We start from the raw sequence: 15,619 nt of genomic DNA, 5'->3' as shown, positions 1-15,619 counted from the left end.
CGGGGGCCCGCCCCCCGGGCGGCCGCCCCCCCCCCCCCCCCCCCCCCCCCCCCGGCGGCGCGCCCCCCCGCGGCTCCCGGGCCGAACCCCGGGGCTCCGCCCCGGACCCCGCTGCTCAATCGCCGCAGGGGCTTAAGAATGCTCAATCGCCGCAGGGGCTCTACTTGCCTCCCGGGACCACGCCCGCAAGTAGACGACCACCGTGTTGGTGACCGCCACCAGTGGCACCGCCACCACCGCCCCGCCGATCCCGGACACCATGCCCCCCGCGGCCACCGCCAGGACGACCGCCAAGGGGTGGACCCGGACCGCACGGCCCAGGATGAAGGGCTGCAGGATGTGGCCCTCGATCTGCTGCACCGCGAGCACCACGCCCAACGTCATCACCGCGGCGAACACCCCCTGCGTCACCAGCGCGACCACCACCGCGAGCGCCCCGGAGACGACCGCGCCCACCAGCGGGATGAACGCGAACAGGAAGATGAAGACGGCCAGCGGGACGGCCATGGGAACACCCAGGAAGAAGATCCCGAGGCCGATGAAGATGGCGTCGATCAGCGCCACTATCACCGTCCCGCGGACGTACGCCGTAAGCGTGCGCCAGGCCCTCGGCCCCGCGCCCGCGATGCCGGGGCGGGCCTGCGCCGGGACGAGCCCCAGGGTCCACTCCCAGATGCGCCGGCCGTCGTAGAGCAGGAACAGCGTCGAGAACATCGTGAGGAGTACGCCCGTCAGCGCCTCGACGATGACGGTGACGCCCTCGAGGCCCGCCGACGTGATCTCGTCCGTGTTCGCGCCGACCGCGTCGCGCAACGACTTGGCGATGTCGTTGATCTGACCGTCGGTCACATGGAAGGGGCTGTTGAGCAGCCAGCGGCGCAGGTCGTCGATGCCGTCCTGGACCTGCTCGGACAGCTGGTCGATGTTCTCCTGGACCTGCCAGACCACGAACCAGCCGACGAGCCCCATGATGACGAAGCCGAGGACGGCCGTCAGGGCCGTCGCGAGGCCCCGGGGCACTCCCCTGCGCCTGAGGCGCGCCACCGTCGGCTGCAGCAGCGCGGTGATGAGCAGCGCCGCGATGAACGCGAAGATCACCAGCTGCACCGAGCTGATGACCTTCATCAGTACCCAGAGCGTCCCGGCGAGGACCAGGAACCGCCAGCCCGCCTCCGCCGCCACCCGAAGGCCCCACGGCAGGGCGACGACCGGCTCGGGCCGCGGCGAGACGGACGTCGCGTACGCGGGCGGCGCGGGCACCTGGTCCTTGTCGTGCTCGCGCGGCGGTTCATCCGCGCGCGGCGCGTCCGGCTCCGGGGCGGGAGCCGGCGCCGGGGCGCGCGTCGGCCGGGGCGGCAGCTCGGCCTCCTCGGCCCGCTCCGCCTCCGCGCGGCGCTCGTCCAGGCGCTCGCCCATCTTGCTGATTCCCGCGCCGACCCGGCCGAGCCACCCTGGAACTCGCGACATCATCCGTCCTCTTTGAAGCTGTATGGCACAGACCGCACCGACCGTATCGCGTGGACACGCCGAAGCCCCTCACCGTCAGGACGGTGAGGGGCTTCGCGAGGTTGCGAACTACTGGTCGCTCAGTACCAGTTGTTGGCCTGCCAGAACGACCAGGCCTCGCAGGGGCTGCCATAGCGGTCGTTCATGTAACCGAGGCCCCACTTTATCTGCGTGGCCGGGTTGGTCTGCCAGTCCGCGCCCGCCGACGACATCTTCGTTCCGGGCAGTGCCTGGAAGAGACCGTAGGCGCCGGACGAGGCGTTGGTGGCCTTGTAGTTCCAGCTGGACTCGTGGTCCACGATGTTGCTGAAGCACTGGAACTGTCCGGACGGCACCATCTGACGGGCCATCGACTGAACCTGGGCGGTGCTGTACGAACCCTGAGTGGCGAAGTCAGAGGCGTCGCGGGTGGCCGAGCGGCTTGCGGCGGCCTTCTTGGCTGCCTCCCGCTCCTTGGCCTCCTTCTCGGCCTTCTCCTTCGCTTCCTTGGCGTCCTGTGCGGCCTGCTGCTTGGCGACCGCGTCCTCGGCTGCCTGCTTCCGGGCGGACTCCTCGGCGGACTTCTGCGCAGCCGTGTCGGCCGCGATGGCCTGGGTCTGCGCCTGCTGCTTCAGCGACGAGGTCTGCACCTGCGCCTGCTGACCGGCAGGGATGTCTGCGAGGAGGGTCGAGTCGCTCGCCGTTGCCTCAGCCTCCTGAGAGGGCTGACCGGTGCTGCCCGAAGCAACACCCACGACGGCGCCGACTGTGGTGACCGCGGTGGCCGAGACCACTGCGAATCCCCGGACCGAAATCCGGCTCACACGGTTTCCTTCCAGCATCGCCCGCTTCACGTGACCGTCGCGGACGCAATCGTGCCCCTGGCACTGGTCTCCCAACTGCGGGGTCACGGGAGACACGGGCCCGGTGGACAACTCCCGTGACGGGAGCGCCGCGTGGTGCTCGGGCGGCATACGACGGCCTCTATGAAGTTCAGATGCAGCGGATGCTGCGGTGGTTTCGTACCGCTGGGGGCACGCAAGTGTCGTATGCGGGGCCTGACAGGACCGTGACTCTGCCGTATCGGAGCCTGGCAAGGCAATTCCCCGTGGCGTGTGAAAGGTCACAGCTCGTTTGCCCCAGGGGTTTTTCGGAAACGAGCACACGCCGCGGCGCCGCCCGGCTAGGCTCTCCCGCCTTGCCGAACGGCGCCAAAAGGGACGAACAGGCCCTGTACGGGCTAGATCTGACCGTCCTCCAGCATTTCGGTCACCAGGGCCGCGATCTGCGACCTTTCCGATCGGGTGAGCGTGACGTGCGCGAAGAGCGGATGTCCCTTCAGCTTCTCGACGACCGCGACCACCCCGTCGTACCGGCCGACACGGAGGTTGTCGCGCTGCGCGACGTCATGGGTGAGGACGACACGCGAATTGGCCCCAATGCGTGAAAGGACCGTCAGAAGGACGTTCCGCTCCAGGGACTGCGCCTCGTCCACGATCACGAACGCGTCGTGCAGCGAGCGGCCCCTGATGTGGGTGAGCGGCAGGACCTCCAGCATCCCCCGCGCGGTGACCTCCTCGATCACCTCTCGTGAGGTGACGGCTGACAGCGTGTCGAAGACCGCCTGCGCCCACGGCCCCATCTTCTCGGCCTCGCTGCCCGGCAGATAGCCGAGCTCCTGACCGCCGACCGCATAGAGGGGACGGAAGACCATCACCTTCTGGTGCTGGCGCCGCTCCAGGACGGCCTCCAGGCCCGCGCACAGCGCGAGCGCCGACTTGCCGGTGCCGGCCCGGCCGCCCATCGAGATGATCCCGATGTCCGGGTCGAGCAGCAGATCCAGAGCGATCCGCTGCTCGGCGCTGCGCCCCTTGAGGCCGAAGGCCTCCCGATCGCCGCGCACCAGGCGGACGTTGCCCTCGGGTGTGACACGGCCGAGCGCCTTTCCACGCTCGGACTGGATCGTCAGACCCGTGTGCACGGGAAGGTCGGAGGCCTCGGGAACGTAGAGGGTGTCCTCTTCGAAAAGGAGGTCGACCTGCTCGGCGGGGAGCGTCAGTTCGGACATGCCGGTCCAGCCGGAGTCCGTGATGGCGAGTTCGGCGCGGTACTCCTCGGCGAGAAGCCCCACGGAGGACGCCTTGATCCGCAGCGGCAGATCCTTCGAGACGACGGTGACGTCGTACCCCTCGGCCTGCAGATTGCGGGCGACCGCCAGGATGCGGCTGTCGTTGTCCCCCAGACGGTAGCCCGAAGGCAGCACGCTGGGGTCGGAGTGGTTGAGCTCGACGCGCAGGGTGCCGCCCAGTTCGCCGGTCGGAATCGGCGCGTCCAGGCGTCCGTGGCGGATCCGGTAGTCGTCGAGCAGGCGCAGGGCCTGCCTGGCGAAGTAACCCAGCTCCGGATGATTCCGCTTGGCCTCCAACTCCGTGATCACGACGACTGGAAGGACGACTTCGTGTTCGTCGAATCGAGTCATGGAGTTCGGATCGGCCAGCAGGACGCTGGTGTCGAGAACATAGGTGCGCCGGTCGGGCTTGGGAAGGCGCTTGTTGCTGGTCACCACGGAAGGACGTACCCCCTCGGATGAGGTCGGGGAGCGACGGAGTTTTCGGGACCGGTTCATGGGCCGCGATGCGCGGGCCGAGAACCGGCCCTCCAAGTCGTCATCCGTACCAGCCTGCGTACGGTCGTCCTGGTGCAAAGGGCCTCCCGGGCGGACGGCCCGTTGCCATCCGCTGAGATGCGGTGTCCTTGGCTCGGACACCGACCTGGAAGGCTTATTCCCTCGAACAAGCGCCGCCATGCAAAAGCACATGACGGCGCGTTCGTTAACTCCTGATGACGTACGTCTCTCGGAGACCGGAGGTCAGCCGCCGAAACGGCGGTGGCGCACCGCGTAGTCGCGCATCGCGCGCAGGAAGTCGACCTTGCGGAAGGCCGGCCAGAAGACATCACAGAAGTAGTACTCGGAGTGGGCCGTCTGCCAGAGCATGAACCCGGAGAGACGCTGCTCGCCGCTGGTGCGGATGACCAGGTCCGGGTCGGGCTGCTCCTTGGTGTAGAGGTGCTTGCCGATGGCGTCGACGGTGACGGTCTCGGCGACGTCCTCCAGCGAGCTCCCCTTCTCCGAGGCGTCGAGCAGCATCGAGCGGACGGCGTCGGCGATCTCCTGGCGGCCGCCGTATCCGATCGCGACGTTGACCACTATTCCGTCGCGCCCCGCGGTGGACTCCTCGGCCTCCTTGAGCACGGACTGCATGCCCGAGGGGAGGATGTCGGTGTTGCCCACGTGCTGCACGCGCCAGCGGCCGTCCTCGGCGAGCGTGTGGACGGTGTCCTCGATGATGCCGAGGAGCGGGACCAGCTCTTCCTGGGGGCGGTCGAAGTTGTCCGTCGAGAGCAGCCAGAGCGTGACGACCTCGACGTCCGTCTCGCTGCACCAGCCGAGGAACTCCTCGATCTTGGCCGCGCCCGCCTGGTGGCCCTGGGCGGTGGTGGATCCGGCGGCCTTGGCCCAGCGGCGGTTGCCATCCATGATGACGCCGATGTGCTTGGGCACCTGGGCGTGGTCCAGGTGGCCTTCCACCCGGCGTGCGTACAGCCTGACCAGCAGGCCGCGCAGCGTGTCGCGCAGGTTCACGGTCTTTTTGCCCTCCGTGCAGATGGGAGTCCCCGAAGGCGGAAGCCTACTCGGGCGTAACCAGGTGTCGGCTGTGGGGTGTCAGGGACCTGACGTAGCTTCGTAGCCATGAACGACACCTCTCCTTACGTCGCCTCAGCGGGCCGGTACGGTTCCATGGAGTACCGGCGCACGGGCCGCAGCGGCCTGAAGCTCCCCGCCGTCTCCCTCGGACTGTGGCACAACTTCGGGGACGACCGCACACTTGCGTCCCAGCGCTCGATCCTGCGCCGCGCCTTCGATCTGGGCGTCACACACTTCGACCTCGCGAACAACTACGGGCCGCCGCCCGGCAGCGCGGAGCTGAACTTCGGCAAGATCTTCGCGCAGGACTTCGCCCCGTACCGTGACGAACTCGTCATCTCGACCAAGGCGGGCTACCGCATGCACCCCGGCCCGTACGGGGAGTGGGGCAGCCGCAAGTACCTGATGTCGTCGCTCGACGCGTCCCTGAAGCGGATGGGCGTCGACTACGTGGACATCTTCTACTCGCACCGCTTCGACCCGGACACGCCGCTGGAAGAGACGATGGGCGCGCTCGCCTCGGCGGTGCGGCAGGGCAAGGCGCTGTACGTGGGTGTGTCCTCGTACAGCAGTGAGCAGACGGCCGAAGCGGCGCGCCTGCTCCGGGAGATGGGCGTTCCGGCGATCATCCACCAGCCCTCGTACTCGATGCTCAACCGCTGGACCGAGGACGACAACCTGCTGGACACGCTGGAGGCGGCCGGAATGGGCTGCATCTCCTTCGCGCCGCTCGCGCAGGGCCTGCTGACCGGCAAGTACCTGAAGGAGATCCCGGAGGGTTCGCGCGCGACGCAGGGCAAGTCGCTCGACCCGAACCTGCTGAGCGAGGACGTCGTCCGCCGGCTGAACGGGCTGAACGACATCGCGCAGCGCCGCGGCCAGTCCCTCGCGCAGCTCGCGCTGAGCTGGGTGCTGCGGGACGAGCGGATGACGTCGGCGCTGATCGGGGCCTCGAGCGTGAAGCAGCTCGAGGAGAACCTGGCGGCACTCGAAGGTCCGAAGCTGACCGACGAGGAGCTGACCGAAATCGACTCGTTCGCCATCTCCACGTCGGGCACCAACATCTGGAACGGCCGACGCTGAACTCCCGTACCGGGGGCGAGCGTTCGCCGGGGAGGTCCGGGCGGTAAAGCCGGGGAGGCCCGGGGCACAAAAAAACGGGCCGGTCCGTGGGGGGGGATACGGACCGGCCCGAGGGGGGGTTTCCACCATAACCCTTCGTAAGTGCCGCCGCTCGCATCGGCGTGCACAACTACGCTCCGAAGTCGCCCGGCGACGCCCGGAGGGAGCTTTCAAGCCGCCCCGCAGCAGGTACGGCGGGGTTCGCGGCCCGGATTCACGGGGCCTGCGCCCCGGGCGTGGCGTCCCTCTCCCGTGTCACACGCGGGGTTGACACGCGTGCGGCCCCTCGGACCCCGCCACGGATGAATGGCGTGATGACGGCCGGGTACCGCGCGGCCCCCTCCACCGCGCGGTACCGACGCGCAGCTTTGCTCACGCGAATTGCCGTTGGTCTGAACTTACGTGATTCTTAGGCGTCATTCGATCGCGTATCGATAACGATCCGGATCGCCCGCTCAGCGCGTCCAGGCGCGCTCGCGCAGCAGGCGCAGGCCGTTGAGGCCGACCAGGACGGTGGAGCCCTCGTGCCCGGCGACGCCGAGCGGCAGCGGCAGATGCCCCGCGAGGTCCCAGATCACGAGCCCGGCGATGAAGACGCCCGCGATGACCAGGTTCTGGACGACGAGGCGGCGCGCACGCCTGGAGAGTGCCACCGTGCGCTCCAGGGCGCCCAGCTCGTCCCGTACGAGGACCGCGTCCGCGGTTTCGAGGGCCAGGTCGGAGCCGCCGCGGCCCATGGCCACGCCGGTGTGCGCGGCGGCGAGCGCCGGGGCGTCGTTGACTCCGTCGCCGACGAGGAGGACGGTGCGGCCGGCGTCCGCCAGTTCGCGTACGGTGTGCGCCTTTTCGTGGGGCAGGAGGCCGGCGTGTACGTCGCCGGGGGCAATGCCGGTCGCCTCCGCGGTGGCCAGGGCGGCGTGTTCGTGGTCGCCGGTGAGGAGGATCGGCGACGTGCCGGTGCGGGCGGCCAGTGCGCGGATCGCCTCCGGCGCGGTGGGGCGGAGGGTGTCGGTGAGGGTGAGGCGGCCGGCGAGCTTTCCGTTCACCTGGACTGCCACCTCGGTGCCGGGGGTTGTTGTGGTGGGCGCTCCCATGTGGTGCGGGGAGCCCGCGGCGACATGTTGGGGGTCGTTGCCGGGTGCGGCGGCGGCGTGCCTGGGTGCGCAGTTCCCCGCGCCCCTAAAAGCAAAGACGTCCGCCGAGACGCCCTTGCCCGGTACCGACTCGAAGGCCTCCACGGGGTGCAGGTCGAGGTCCCGGTCTCTGGCCGCCTTGACGATCGCCCTGCCCACCGGGTGCTCGCTCCGCTCCTCCACTGACGCCACCAAGGCCAGCAACTCGGCCTCCCCGTACGGGCGTTCAGGACGGATCTCCGTCACCTGCGGAACGCCCTCCGTCAGCGTTCCCGTCTTGTCGAAGGCGACCGTGTCCGTGCGGCCGATGCGTTCCATCACCACCGCCGACTTGATGAGCACCCCGTGGCGGCCCGCGTTCGCGATCGCCGACAACAACGGCGGCATCGTCGCGAGCACCACGGCGCACGGCGAGGCCACGATCATGAACGTCATGGCCCGCAGGAGCGCGTCCGTGAGCGCGTCGCCGAAGGCGAGCGGGGCGAGGAAGACCGCGAGGGTCGCGGCGACCATGCCGAGCGCGTAGCGCTGCTCGACGCGCTCGATGAACAGCTGGGTCGGCGCCTTGGTGCGGGTGGCCTCCTCGACCAGGGCGACGATGCGGGCGATGACCGTGTCGGAGGGGTCGCGCACGACGCGGACGCGCAGCGCGCCGGTGCCGTTGAGGGTGCCGGCGAACACCTCGTCGCCGACGGTCTTGGGTACGGGGAGGGGTTCGCCGGTGATGGTGGCCTGGTCGACGTCGCTGGCGCCGTCCACGACGCGGGCGTCCGCGCCGACGCGTTCGCCGGGGCGGATCAACAGGACGTCGTCGATGGCGAGTTCGGAGGTCGGGACCGTCTCCTCCGTGCCGTCGACGGTGAGCCGGGTGGCGGTCGCGGGGGCCAGGTCGAGCAGTCCGCGCACGCTGTCCTCGGTGCGGGCGGTGGCGAGGGCCTCCAGGGCGCCGGAGGTCGCGAAGATCACGACGAGCAGGGCGCCGTCCATGACCTGCCCGATGACGGCGGCGCCGAGCGCGGCGACGACCATCAGGAGGTCGACGTCGAGGGTCTTCTCACGCAGCGCCCTGAGGCCTTCGAGTCCGGGCTCCCAGCCCCCGGCCGCGTACGCGACCGCGTACAGCGGGCCCCACAACCAGGCGGTGGTGCCCAGGAGTTGGAGCGGGAGGGCGAGGAGGAAGGCGACGGTCGCGGCCGCCGCCCAGCGCGCCTCCGGGAGGGCGAGCAGCGGGGTGCGGGTGCCGTGGGTGGCGCGCGGCGCGGCGGGGGCGACCGCGGCGGCCTCGGCCGGCGCGGAGGCGGACACGGGTGCAGGCATGGGGTTCACGATACAGGAACACATGAAGACCTCTTCATGCATGCCATGGCAGACGGTCGTCGGCTGGATACGATGAGGCCATGGGCCATGGAATCGACCACAAGAGCAGCACCCGCGAGCGGCTCGACGCCGTGGGCGCGGCCGATGTCGCGGCGACGCTCCAGGCCCTCGCGACTCCGTCGCGGCTGCGCATTCTGGCCCGGCTCCAGGAGGGGCCGTGCGCGGTCGGCGACCTCGCGGAGGCGGCCGGTCTCGAACAGTCCGCGTGCTCGCACCAGCTGCGGCTGCTGCGCAATCTGGGGCTTGTCAGCGGTGAGCGCAAGGGGCGCTCGATCGTCTACGCGCTGTATGACGACCACGTCGCGCAACTGCTCGACCAGGCGCTTTTCCATGTGGAGCACCTGCGCCTCGGGCTGCGCGACGAGGCGTGACTCTCGGGAAAGTTCAGTGCAGGGCGAGGCGGATGCCGGCGATGCGGCCCGCCTCGTCGAAGCCGATCTCGGCGGGGACCGAACCGGGCAGCTCCGCCGCGATCTGCCCGCCGTTGTCCCGGTACGCCACCCCGTGGTGGTCGAAGAAGCCCGCGACCAGGCGCCGGGCGTCGACGCCGAGCAGCCCCTCGGCCTGGACGAGCGTGCGCGGCAGCGTGACCGGGTCGAGGGCGGCGCGCGGCACCTGCGGGTCCTCGGGCAGGAAGTAGACCTGGGTCTCCGGGTTCGCGGGCACGCCGATGTAACCGGGAGCGCCCGTCACGCCCATCCCCGCGAAGGCGAGGGTCTCGGCGGCCCGCCGGGGGTCGGGGAACCCGGACAAGTCGAGCTGCTGGGTCGTGAACTCGGCTATCCCCTGGCTCTGGCCGAATCGCCCCACCTGTTCGGAGAGCGCCGCGATGGGCGTGCCGCGCAGTTCGGGGTTGGCCCAGCCCCACATCCACGACCGCTGAGCGGCGTCGTAGGTGCCGAGGACTCCGACCCGCAGGTCCACGTGGCCCTGCCGGTAGCGACATGTCGGCAGATCGGCCGTCCACGACGCCCCTTCGGGCAGGAACCCCATGAGAGCTTCGAGCTGAGCACCACCCCACGCCGCGTGCCGCTCGGTCTCGTAAAGGAAAGCTTGGCTGAATTGCGTGTGGCTCATGGGGCGGGACCTTACGCGAGACGTCTGTACGGGCCAGAGTTACGTAGGCAACAGGGGCCCGACTACGGCTACGACGACGGCTTGCGGGCCTCGATGAGGTGGCGGGAACTGTGGGCCACGAACGGCCCTTCCGTCGTGATCTGCTCATGCAGGGCCCGGAGTTGGGGCTCGTACGCGTCAACTGTGAAGCCGGGCACCATCCATACGACCTTGCGAAGAAAATGGACAACGGCCCCGATGTCATGAAACTCGATACGCAAGCGCTCGGCGCGCAGATCGGCGATCTCAAGCCCGGCGTCCCGCGCCTGCTGAGCCTCTCCTTGCGGGTCCCGGCCGCGCCTGGCCTCCTCCTGTGGCCCCAGGAAGTACTCCACCAGCTCGAACACGCTGGCCGGGCCCACGTGTTGGGCGAAGTAGGTGCCGCCGGGGCGCAGCACGCGGGCGATCTCGGCGAAGTGGGCCTTGACCGGGTGACGGGCGGTGACCAGCTCGAAGGCCGCGTCGGCGAAGGGCAGCGGCGCGTCGTCGGGCGAGGCGACGACGACCACGCCACGGGGGCTCAGGAGGCGGGTGGCCTTCTGGACGTTCGGGGGCCAGCCCTCGGTCGCGGCCATCAGGGAGGGCAGCTTCGGGGCCAGGTTCAGTACCTCGCCGCCACCGGTGTGCAGATCGAGGGCGGATTCCACGCGGGCGAGCCGGTCCCCCATGAGGCGGGCATAACCCCACGAGGGCCGCTCCTCGGTGGCCCGTCCGTCGAACCAGGAGAAGTCCCAGCCCTCGGTGGGCGCGGCGACGGCCTCGGCCACGAGCTCTTCGTAGGAGCGCTCACCGTGGGGGCGACCCTCGGGAATGGGACGAAGATTGTCGGAAGTGGTCATGCTGCGCATGATCGCAGTCACACGGGGTCGGATTCATCTCGGTTTCGCCGGTACTAGGGGTAGCCCCAGGGTCGGGCTGGGGGTTGCCCCTCTTCCGTAGAACAGGGGGATCGCACGTACCCTTGGCGTTCCCCACTGGCATTCCCCGGTCCCCACACCTTCATCAGGCCCGTCCGTCCTACCGCCTCACCGCAGAAATGCGAGCACATGTCCGTACGTTCCGCGATAGCGACCTGGCTGACCCGCCTCTACTTCTCCCGGCTTCGCAGAAAGGGAGGAAGCCTCGACCTGTCCGTACTGTCGAGGCTCCCCGACGCCGTGCTGCTGCCGCTGCGCCGCGACGGCGTCGACCCGGTCCCCGAGATCGGTGCGCTGCGCGACCGCGAACCCGTCAGCAAACTGCCGATGCCCGGCATGACCGTGTGGCTGGTGTCCGGATACGACGAGGCGAAGGAGGTCCTCGGCAACGCGAAGGCGTTCAGCAACGACTTCCGCAACCTGGTGGGGGTGGGCGGCGCCGATGCCGAGCAGCACCCCGGCGGTCTCGGCTTCTGTGACCCGCCGGACCACACGCGACTCCGCCGCCTCCTGACCCCCGAGTTCACGATGCGCCGTCTGTCGCGGCTCACACCGCGCATCCACGCGATCATCGAGGAACAGCTGGCCCAGCTGGAGAAGGCGGCCCGCGAGTCGCCCGACGGCACGGCCGACTTCGTCGAGCACTTCGCGATGCCGGTCCCCGCGCTCGTCATCTGCGAACTCCTCGGCGTCCCGTACGAGGAGCGCGACGCGTTCCAGCAGTTCTCCGTCGCCCGCTTCGACGTCCTGGGCGGGGCCGGAGCCTCATTCGGCGCGGTCTCCCAGTCGCTCGACTACCTCGCAGGGGTCGTCGCCGAACAGCGCCGCAACCCCGGTGAGGGCCTGCTCGGCATGCTGGTGCGCGAGCACGGCGACAACATCACCGACGAGGAGCTCACGGGCCTCGCGGACGGCGTCCTGACCGGCGGTCTGGAGACCACGGCCAGCATGATCGCCCTCGGCACCATGACCATGCTCCAGGACCGGGAGCACTTCACGGCGCTGCGCGACGCGGAGGACCCGGCCACGGTCGCGGCCCCCTTCGTCGACGAACTCCTGCGCCACCTCACGGTCGTTCAGACCGCCTTCCCCCGCTTCGCCCGCGAGGACACCGTCATCGGCGGCGTGCCGCTCGCCGCCGGCGACATAGTCATCGTGTCCCTGAGCGCCGCGGACCGCGATCCCCGCCTCGGCGGCGACGATGACGACATGGACGCCTTCCTCCCCGCCCGACCGCCCAGCTCCTCCCACCTGGCGTTCGGCTACGGCATCCACCGCTGCATCGGCGCGGAACTCGGCAAGATGGAACTGCGCGCGACCTTCCCTCAACTGGTGCGCCGCTTCCCGGAGTTGCGGCTCGCGGTGGAACCCTCGGAGCTGGAGTTCCGCAAGCTCTCGATCGTCTACGGCGTCGAATCGCTGCCGGTGTCGATCGACTGATCCACGTCACGGCGGACCCGATGAGCCCTGTCGAGGATGTCCAGCGGGTCGACCATGGGCGGATAGCTCGGGGCGCACTCCGGGCACGCGTACACGTTGAAGCCGGGGCCCGTCGGGGCGTGCACTTCCTGGACCAGGATCGGCTCGTCGGTGGTGCGTTGGCAGCGGGCGCACATGCGCAGCGGCGGGCGGGGCGGGTTGTTCGTCACCGGGCACCCCCGTGGATGAGTTCCGGGCGCGGCCCCACGTCGATCCCGACGGTGGCCAGGTAGAGGGCGCGGCGGCGTTCGCGTTGCCGCCGCCGTTCCTCCCGCTCACCGCGCCCCGTTGGGGCGGGCATACAGAGGCGTAAGGCCCAGCAGAGGGCTCGGAGAGTACGATCCAGCATGTTGACGCTCCTTGAAAGCGTTGGCCATGCCCCGGGACGGCTCCACCCGTCGCCGGGGTCTTCTTTACACGTGGCACGCTACTGGGTGCAGGGGCTTGGTGTATAGCGGTTGGGCGCACTCCGTAGAGCCGCGCAGCTCAAGGGTGTCGTACATTGTTCGAATGGCAGGAGACTCAGCTCGCAATCGGCCGCCGATCGACCCGACGAAGATCGCGTACGTCTACATGCAGATGGCCGACCACATTGCCGAGCGCATCGCCAAAGGCGACCTGCACCCAGGGGCGCGCCTGCCCGGCGAGCGGGATCTCGCGGCAGAGTACGGAGTCGCCCACCTGACCGCCCGCCGCGCGACCCGTGAACTCCGCGAACGCGGCTTGGTCGTTACGCTGCCCGCCAAGGGATCGTTCATCGCCTACCCGGAGACCGAGACCGAGGGCGAAGAGCCCGACAAGAGCTGAGGCGGCTCCCGTGACCGAACAGCGCATCGCGCGCAACCTTCCACACCTGCTCTCGCTCGCCGAGCACGTCGAGGAGCGCGTGGAGGGGGTGGACGTCAGCGTCGTCGGCGACGTGGTGATGATGTCGCCCGTGTCTCCCGCCCACTTCCGCACACAGCGAGAAGTCGACCGTCAACTGCGCGAGCAGGTGGGTGACGCCGCCCTTGGTGGGATCGAGTTCACCCATCCCGAGTGGGACACGCGTCGCAGCCCCGACAACATCGTGTGGCACGGCGATGAGGAGGAGCCCGCCCCCTACGACGCGGACACCATCGATCTGGCTGTCGAGATCGTCTCCGCGTCGTCCGTCGAGAACGACTACGTCATCAAGCCGCGCGAGTACGCAGCCGCAGGCATCCCGGCGTGCCTGGTGCTCGACCCGTACACCAGGGCCTGGACCGTTTTCACCGACCCGTCGGGCGGTGGGTAACGCGAGCGTGCCACGGGCCCCTACGGCAAGACGCTCAGCCTCGACACCGGCGAGCACGTTCTGAGCATCGACACGGCGCTGCTCGCCGTCGCCAAGGAGTGGCAGCAACGGGACGCTTGGCCGACGCACCGGGTCTCGGGCGACGAACTGTGACGCGTAACGACGATCTGCTCGTCCTTACGCGTCACAGTTCGCTCAGTCGGACTTGGGGAGGGAGACCTCAACCCTGCGGTTCTTCTTGCGACCCTGTTCCGAGTCGTTGTCCGCGATGGGGTAGTCCTCGCTGTAGCCCCTGACCTGGAACGTGATGTCCCCGCCCTGCGCGCCGAGCGCCGCCGTCAGGGCATCGTGGACGGCTTCCGCGCGGTTCTTGGAGAGCTTGAGGCCGTGGGCGTACGAGCCGAGGTTGTCGGTGAACCCGAAGACGCGCACGGAGCTTGCCTTTTGGTTCTTGATCTCGTCCGCGATGGCCTGGATGCGGGAGTTTCCGTCGGGGTTCAGCTTGGGGCTGTCCTTGGGGAAGAGGACCTCGGCCTGGAGGGCGAACGTCACGTCCTCATTGGTGTCCGTGCGGCGCTCGTCGCCGGAGAGGTCCTCCACGACCGACTTGATGTCCAGGACCTTGGCGGGGGCGAGGGTGGCCCCGTCGGCGAGCTTCAGGCCGGGACTGTTGGCGTCCACCGAGGGCGGCGGGGAGCTGCTGTTGCTGCCGGGCGGGGCGCCGGTGGGTTCGTCGTCGGCGTGGGCGACCACCGCTCCGGTGGTGAGCAGGAGCGCCGTTGCGGCGGTGAGGACCGTGGCGGTTCGGCGGCGTCGGGGCATGGTTACTCGCCCTCGGTGAGGTTGAGTTGGGCCGGGGGCATGGTGGGAACCTGGAGCTGCACCGACTTCGTCCCCTCGGGTGGCGCGGGGAACTGGGCGAACCAGTCGGCGCTCTTGCCCTGGTCGATGCCGCCCTCGAACTTCGTGCACAGGCATCTGCCCTGGGTGTCACGGAGGACCAGGTACTTCTTCTTGCCTTCCTGGTCCACAACACTGGCACCGGCCAGGGACCCGCCATTGCCCTGCAGTTCGGTCTCGGGGCTGCGCCACTCGTTGGCGACCCATATGCCGGACGTGTTGTTGGTGACCGAGCCGGTAACGGTGAGGAAGCCGCCCTGATCACGAGTGGCCGAAGTGACCTTCACCGTGATGTCGTTGCCCTTCACCTCGGCGAGCGTCTTGTCCGCCGCCGGCACTGACGGCTTCGCCTTGCCGTCGCCACCCTGCTGCGCCGGGGCAGAGGACTTCGCGGAGCCCCCCTCGCTCTTGTCGCCGTCACCTCCGCAGCCAGTCACGGACAGGATCAGGCCCGCCGAGATCGTCGCCGCAGCCAACGCTCGGCGGGTGGTGGTCGTACGCCGAAGATTCATCGCTGCGGCTTCCCTCTCTCGTCAGTCGGCAAGGTGGACGGCGAACAGGTCGGACGCGTCCGGCAGGTCGTCCAGGTCGAAGTCCTCGGGGTCGAAGTCCAGCTCCCTACCGTCGCAGGTGAGTTCCAGGGGCTCCTTCGGGTCGGCGTCCAGGGGGACTTCGCAGCGCGGCTGAACCACCGCTGTGGCATGCGCCTTGGCGTGCTTGCCCTCAGTGCCGGGGATGACCGTGTCGCCGACCGTGTAGCGGGTCTCCACCTCGACCCGATAGCCCGGAAAGCCGTTGACCTCCGTGGAGTCCGGGCCGCCCACGACGTCGGCATGATTGGCTGCGGCCAGACGGCCCGCCGCGGCCCCGGCATCGGCGTCATTGGTGTTCTTGCCATCCAGCCAGTCCAGCCAGTTGTCCCCACCTTTGAGCGCACCGCCGAGGCCCAGCATCAGCTCGTCGCGAGACGACTGCGCCGCCGCCAATGCGGCCGCGTCGGCGGCCGATTGCGCCCCGTTTCGCGCCGAAGCCGCCTGAGCGAAGGCGAAGAAGGCGAAAGCAGCGAACAGGAGAATCCCGGTCAACCAGATGTAGATCGGCAATGTGG

General features: G+C 69.4%; 16 protein-coding genes. 5 read left to right on the top strand and 11 right to left on the bottom strand.

The window, feature by feature from the left end; translation table 11 throughout:
• Nucleotides 1-132: 132 nt before the first annotated feature.
• The 4 genes from ACIRHA_RS39780 to ACIRHA_RS39765 all read right to left on the bottom strand — a co-directional run bounded on the left by ACIRHA_RS39780 (nt 133) and on the right by ACIRHA_RS39765 (nt 5,128).
• Nucleotides 133-1,467: an AI-2E family transporter gene (locus tag ACIRHA_RS39780; RefSeq protein WP_403856147.1), complete on the bottom strand. Its 1,335-nt coding sequence runs from the start codon at nt 1,465-1,467 to the stop codon at nt 133-135.
• A 119-nt stretch (nt 1,468-1,586) separates the two neighbouring features.
• Nucleotides 1,587-2,327, bottom strand: a complete 741-nt coding sequence (locus tag ACIRHA_RS39775) for a lytic transglycosylase domain-containing protein (RefSeq protein WP_403856145.1) — start codon at nt 2,325-2,327, stop codon at nt 1,587-1,589.
• A 398-nt stretch (nt 2,328-2,725) separates the two neighbouring features.
• On the bottom strand, nt 2,726-4,051 hold the full coding sequence (locus tag ACIRHA_RS39770) for a PhoH family protein (RefSeq protein WP_403856143.1): 1,326 nt from the start codon (nt 4,049-4,051) through the stop codon (nt 2,726-2,728).
• 303 nt (nt 4,052-4,354) lie between these two features.
• Nucleotides 4,355-5,128 (bottom strand): isoprenyl transferase, encoded by a 774-nt coding sequence (locus tag ACIRHA_RS39765; protein ID WP_403856141.1) that lies wholly within the window; start codon nt 5,126-5,128, stop codon nt 4,355-4,357.
• A 108-nt stretch (nt 5,129-5,236) separates the two neighbouring features.
• Here ACIRHA_RS39765 and mgrA point away from each other — a divergent pair, with 108 nt between their 5' ends.
• Nucleotides 5,237-6,274, top strand: a complete 1,038-nt coding sequence (gene mgrA / locus ACIRHA_RS39760; RefSeq protein ID WP_403856139.1) for an L-glyceraldehyde 3-phosphate reductase — start codon at nt 5,237-5,239, stop codon at nt 6,272-6,274.
• 494 nt (nt 6,275-6,768) lie between these two features.
• Here the strand turns inward: mgrA and ACIRHA_RS39755 are convergent, their stop codons facing one another.
• Nucleotides 6,769-8,763, bottom strand: coding sequence for a heavy metal translocating P-type ATPase (locus tag ACIRHA_RS39755; protein WP_403856137.1), 1,995 nt, complete (start codon nt 8,761-8,763; stop codon nt 6,769-6,771).
• A gap of 80 nt (nt 8,764-8,843) precedes the next feature.
• Here ACIRHA_RS39755 and ACIRHA_RS39750 point away from each other — a divergent pair, with 80 nt between their 5' ends.
• On the top strand, nt 8,844-9,194 hold the full coding sequence (locus ACIRHA_RS39750) for a metalloregulator ArsR/SmtB family transcription factor (RefSeq protein ID WP_326018650.1): 351 nt from the start codon (nt 8,844-8,846) through the stop codon (nt 9,192-9,194).
• A 13-nt stretch (nt 9,195-9,207) separates the two neighbouring features.
• Here ACIRHA_RS39750 and ACIRHA_RS39745 read toward each other — a convergent pair whose 3' ends face one another.
• A complete protein-coding gene (locus ACIRHA_RS39745) occupies nt 9,208-9,900 on the bottom strand; it encodes a DUF6882 domain-containing protein (protein ID WP_403856135.1) in 693 nt (230 codons plus the stop codon).
• Nucleotides 9,901-9,968: 68 nt separating this feature from the next.
• A complete protein-coding gene (locus tag ACIRHA_RS39740; protein WP_403856133.1) occupies nt 9,969-10,778 on the bottom strand; it encodes a methyltransferase domain-containing protein in 810 nt (269 codons plus the stop codon).
• 207 nt (nt 10,779-10,985) lie between these two features.
• Here ACIRHA_RS39740 and ACIRHA_RS39735 point away from each other — a divergent pair, with 207 nt between their 5' ends.
• Nucleotides 10,986-12,296, top strand: coding sequence for a cytochrome P450 (locus ACIRHA_RS39735; RefSeq protein WP_403856131.1), 1,311 nt, complete (start codon nt 10,986-10,988; stop codon nt 12,294-12,296).
• Here the strand turns inward: ACIRHA_RS39735 and ACIRHA_RS39730 are convergent.
• Nucleotides 12,260-12,505: a hypothetical protein gene (locus tag ACIRHA_RS39730; RefSeq protein ID WP_403856129.1), complete on the bottom strand. Its 246-nt coding sequence runs from the start codon at nt 12,503-12,505 to the stop codon at nt 12,260-12,262. The genes ACIRHA_RS39735 and ACIRHA_RS39730 overlap by 37 nt on opposite strands.
• A gap of 340 nt (nt 12,506-12,845) precedes the next feature.
• Between ACIRHA_RS39730 and ACIRHA_RS39725 the strand changes: the two genes are divergently transcribed.
• The gene (locus ACIRHA_RS39725; protein ID WP_403856127.1) at nt 12,846-13,142 is read left to right on the top strand and encodes a GntR family transcriptional regulator; all 297 of its coding nucleotides are present in this window, start codon (nt 12,846-12,848) and stop codon (nt 13,140-13,142) included.
• Nucleotides 13,143-13,152: 10 nt separating this feature from the next.
• Nucleotides 13,153-13,611 (top strand): Uma2 family endonuclease, encoded by a 459-nt coding sequence (locus ACIRHA_RS39720; RefSeq protein WP_403856125.1) that lies wholly within the window; start codon nt 13,153-13,155, stop codon nt 13,609-13,611.
• A gap of 195 nt (nt 13,612-13,806) precedes the next feature.
• On the opposite strand, the gene ACIRHA_RS39715 is transcribed toward ACIRHA_RS39720, so the two are convergent.
• From ACIRHA_RS39715 to ACIRHA_RS39705, 3 genes are read right to left on the bottom strand one after another with little or no spacing between them, the layout of a single operon-like run.
• Complete coding sequence (locus ACIRHA_RS39715; RefSeq protein WP_403856123.1) at nt 13,807-14,433, bottom strand: OmpA family protein; 627 nt, start codon at nt 14,431-14,433, stop codon at nt 13,807-13,809.
• 2 nt (nt 14,434-14,435) lie between these two features.
• Nucleotides 14,436-15,023 carry a hypothetical protein gene (locus tag ACIRHA_RS39710; RefSeq protein WP_403856121.1) on the bottom strand — a complete coding sequence of 196 codons (588 nt, stop codon included), beginning with the start codon at nt 15,021-15,023 and terminating at the stop codon, nt 14,436-14,438.
• A gap of 21 nt (nt 15,024-15,044) precedes the next feature.
• Nucleotides 15,045-15,614, bottom strand: a complete 570-nt coding sequence (locus tag ACIRHA_RS39705; protein ID WP_403856119.1) for a pilus assembly protein TadG-related protein — start codon at nt 15,612-15,614, stop codon at nt 15,045-15,047.
• Between the last annotated feature and the right edge of the window lie 5 nt (nt 15,615-15,619).

Origin of the sequence: Streptomyces sp. NPDC102360 (assembly GCF_044766085.1) — a bacterium.
Lineage (GTDB): Bacteria > Actinomycetota > Actinomycetes > Streptomycetales > Streptomycetaceae > Streptomyces.
The sequence above is the reverse complement of the archived record's forward strand: the minus strand, read 5'-3'. Positions and strand labels throughout refer to the sequence as shown.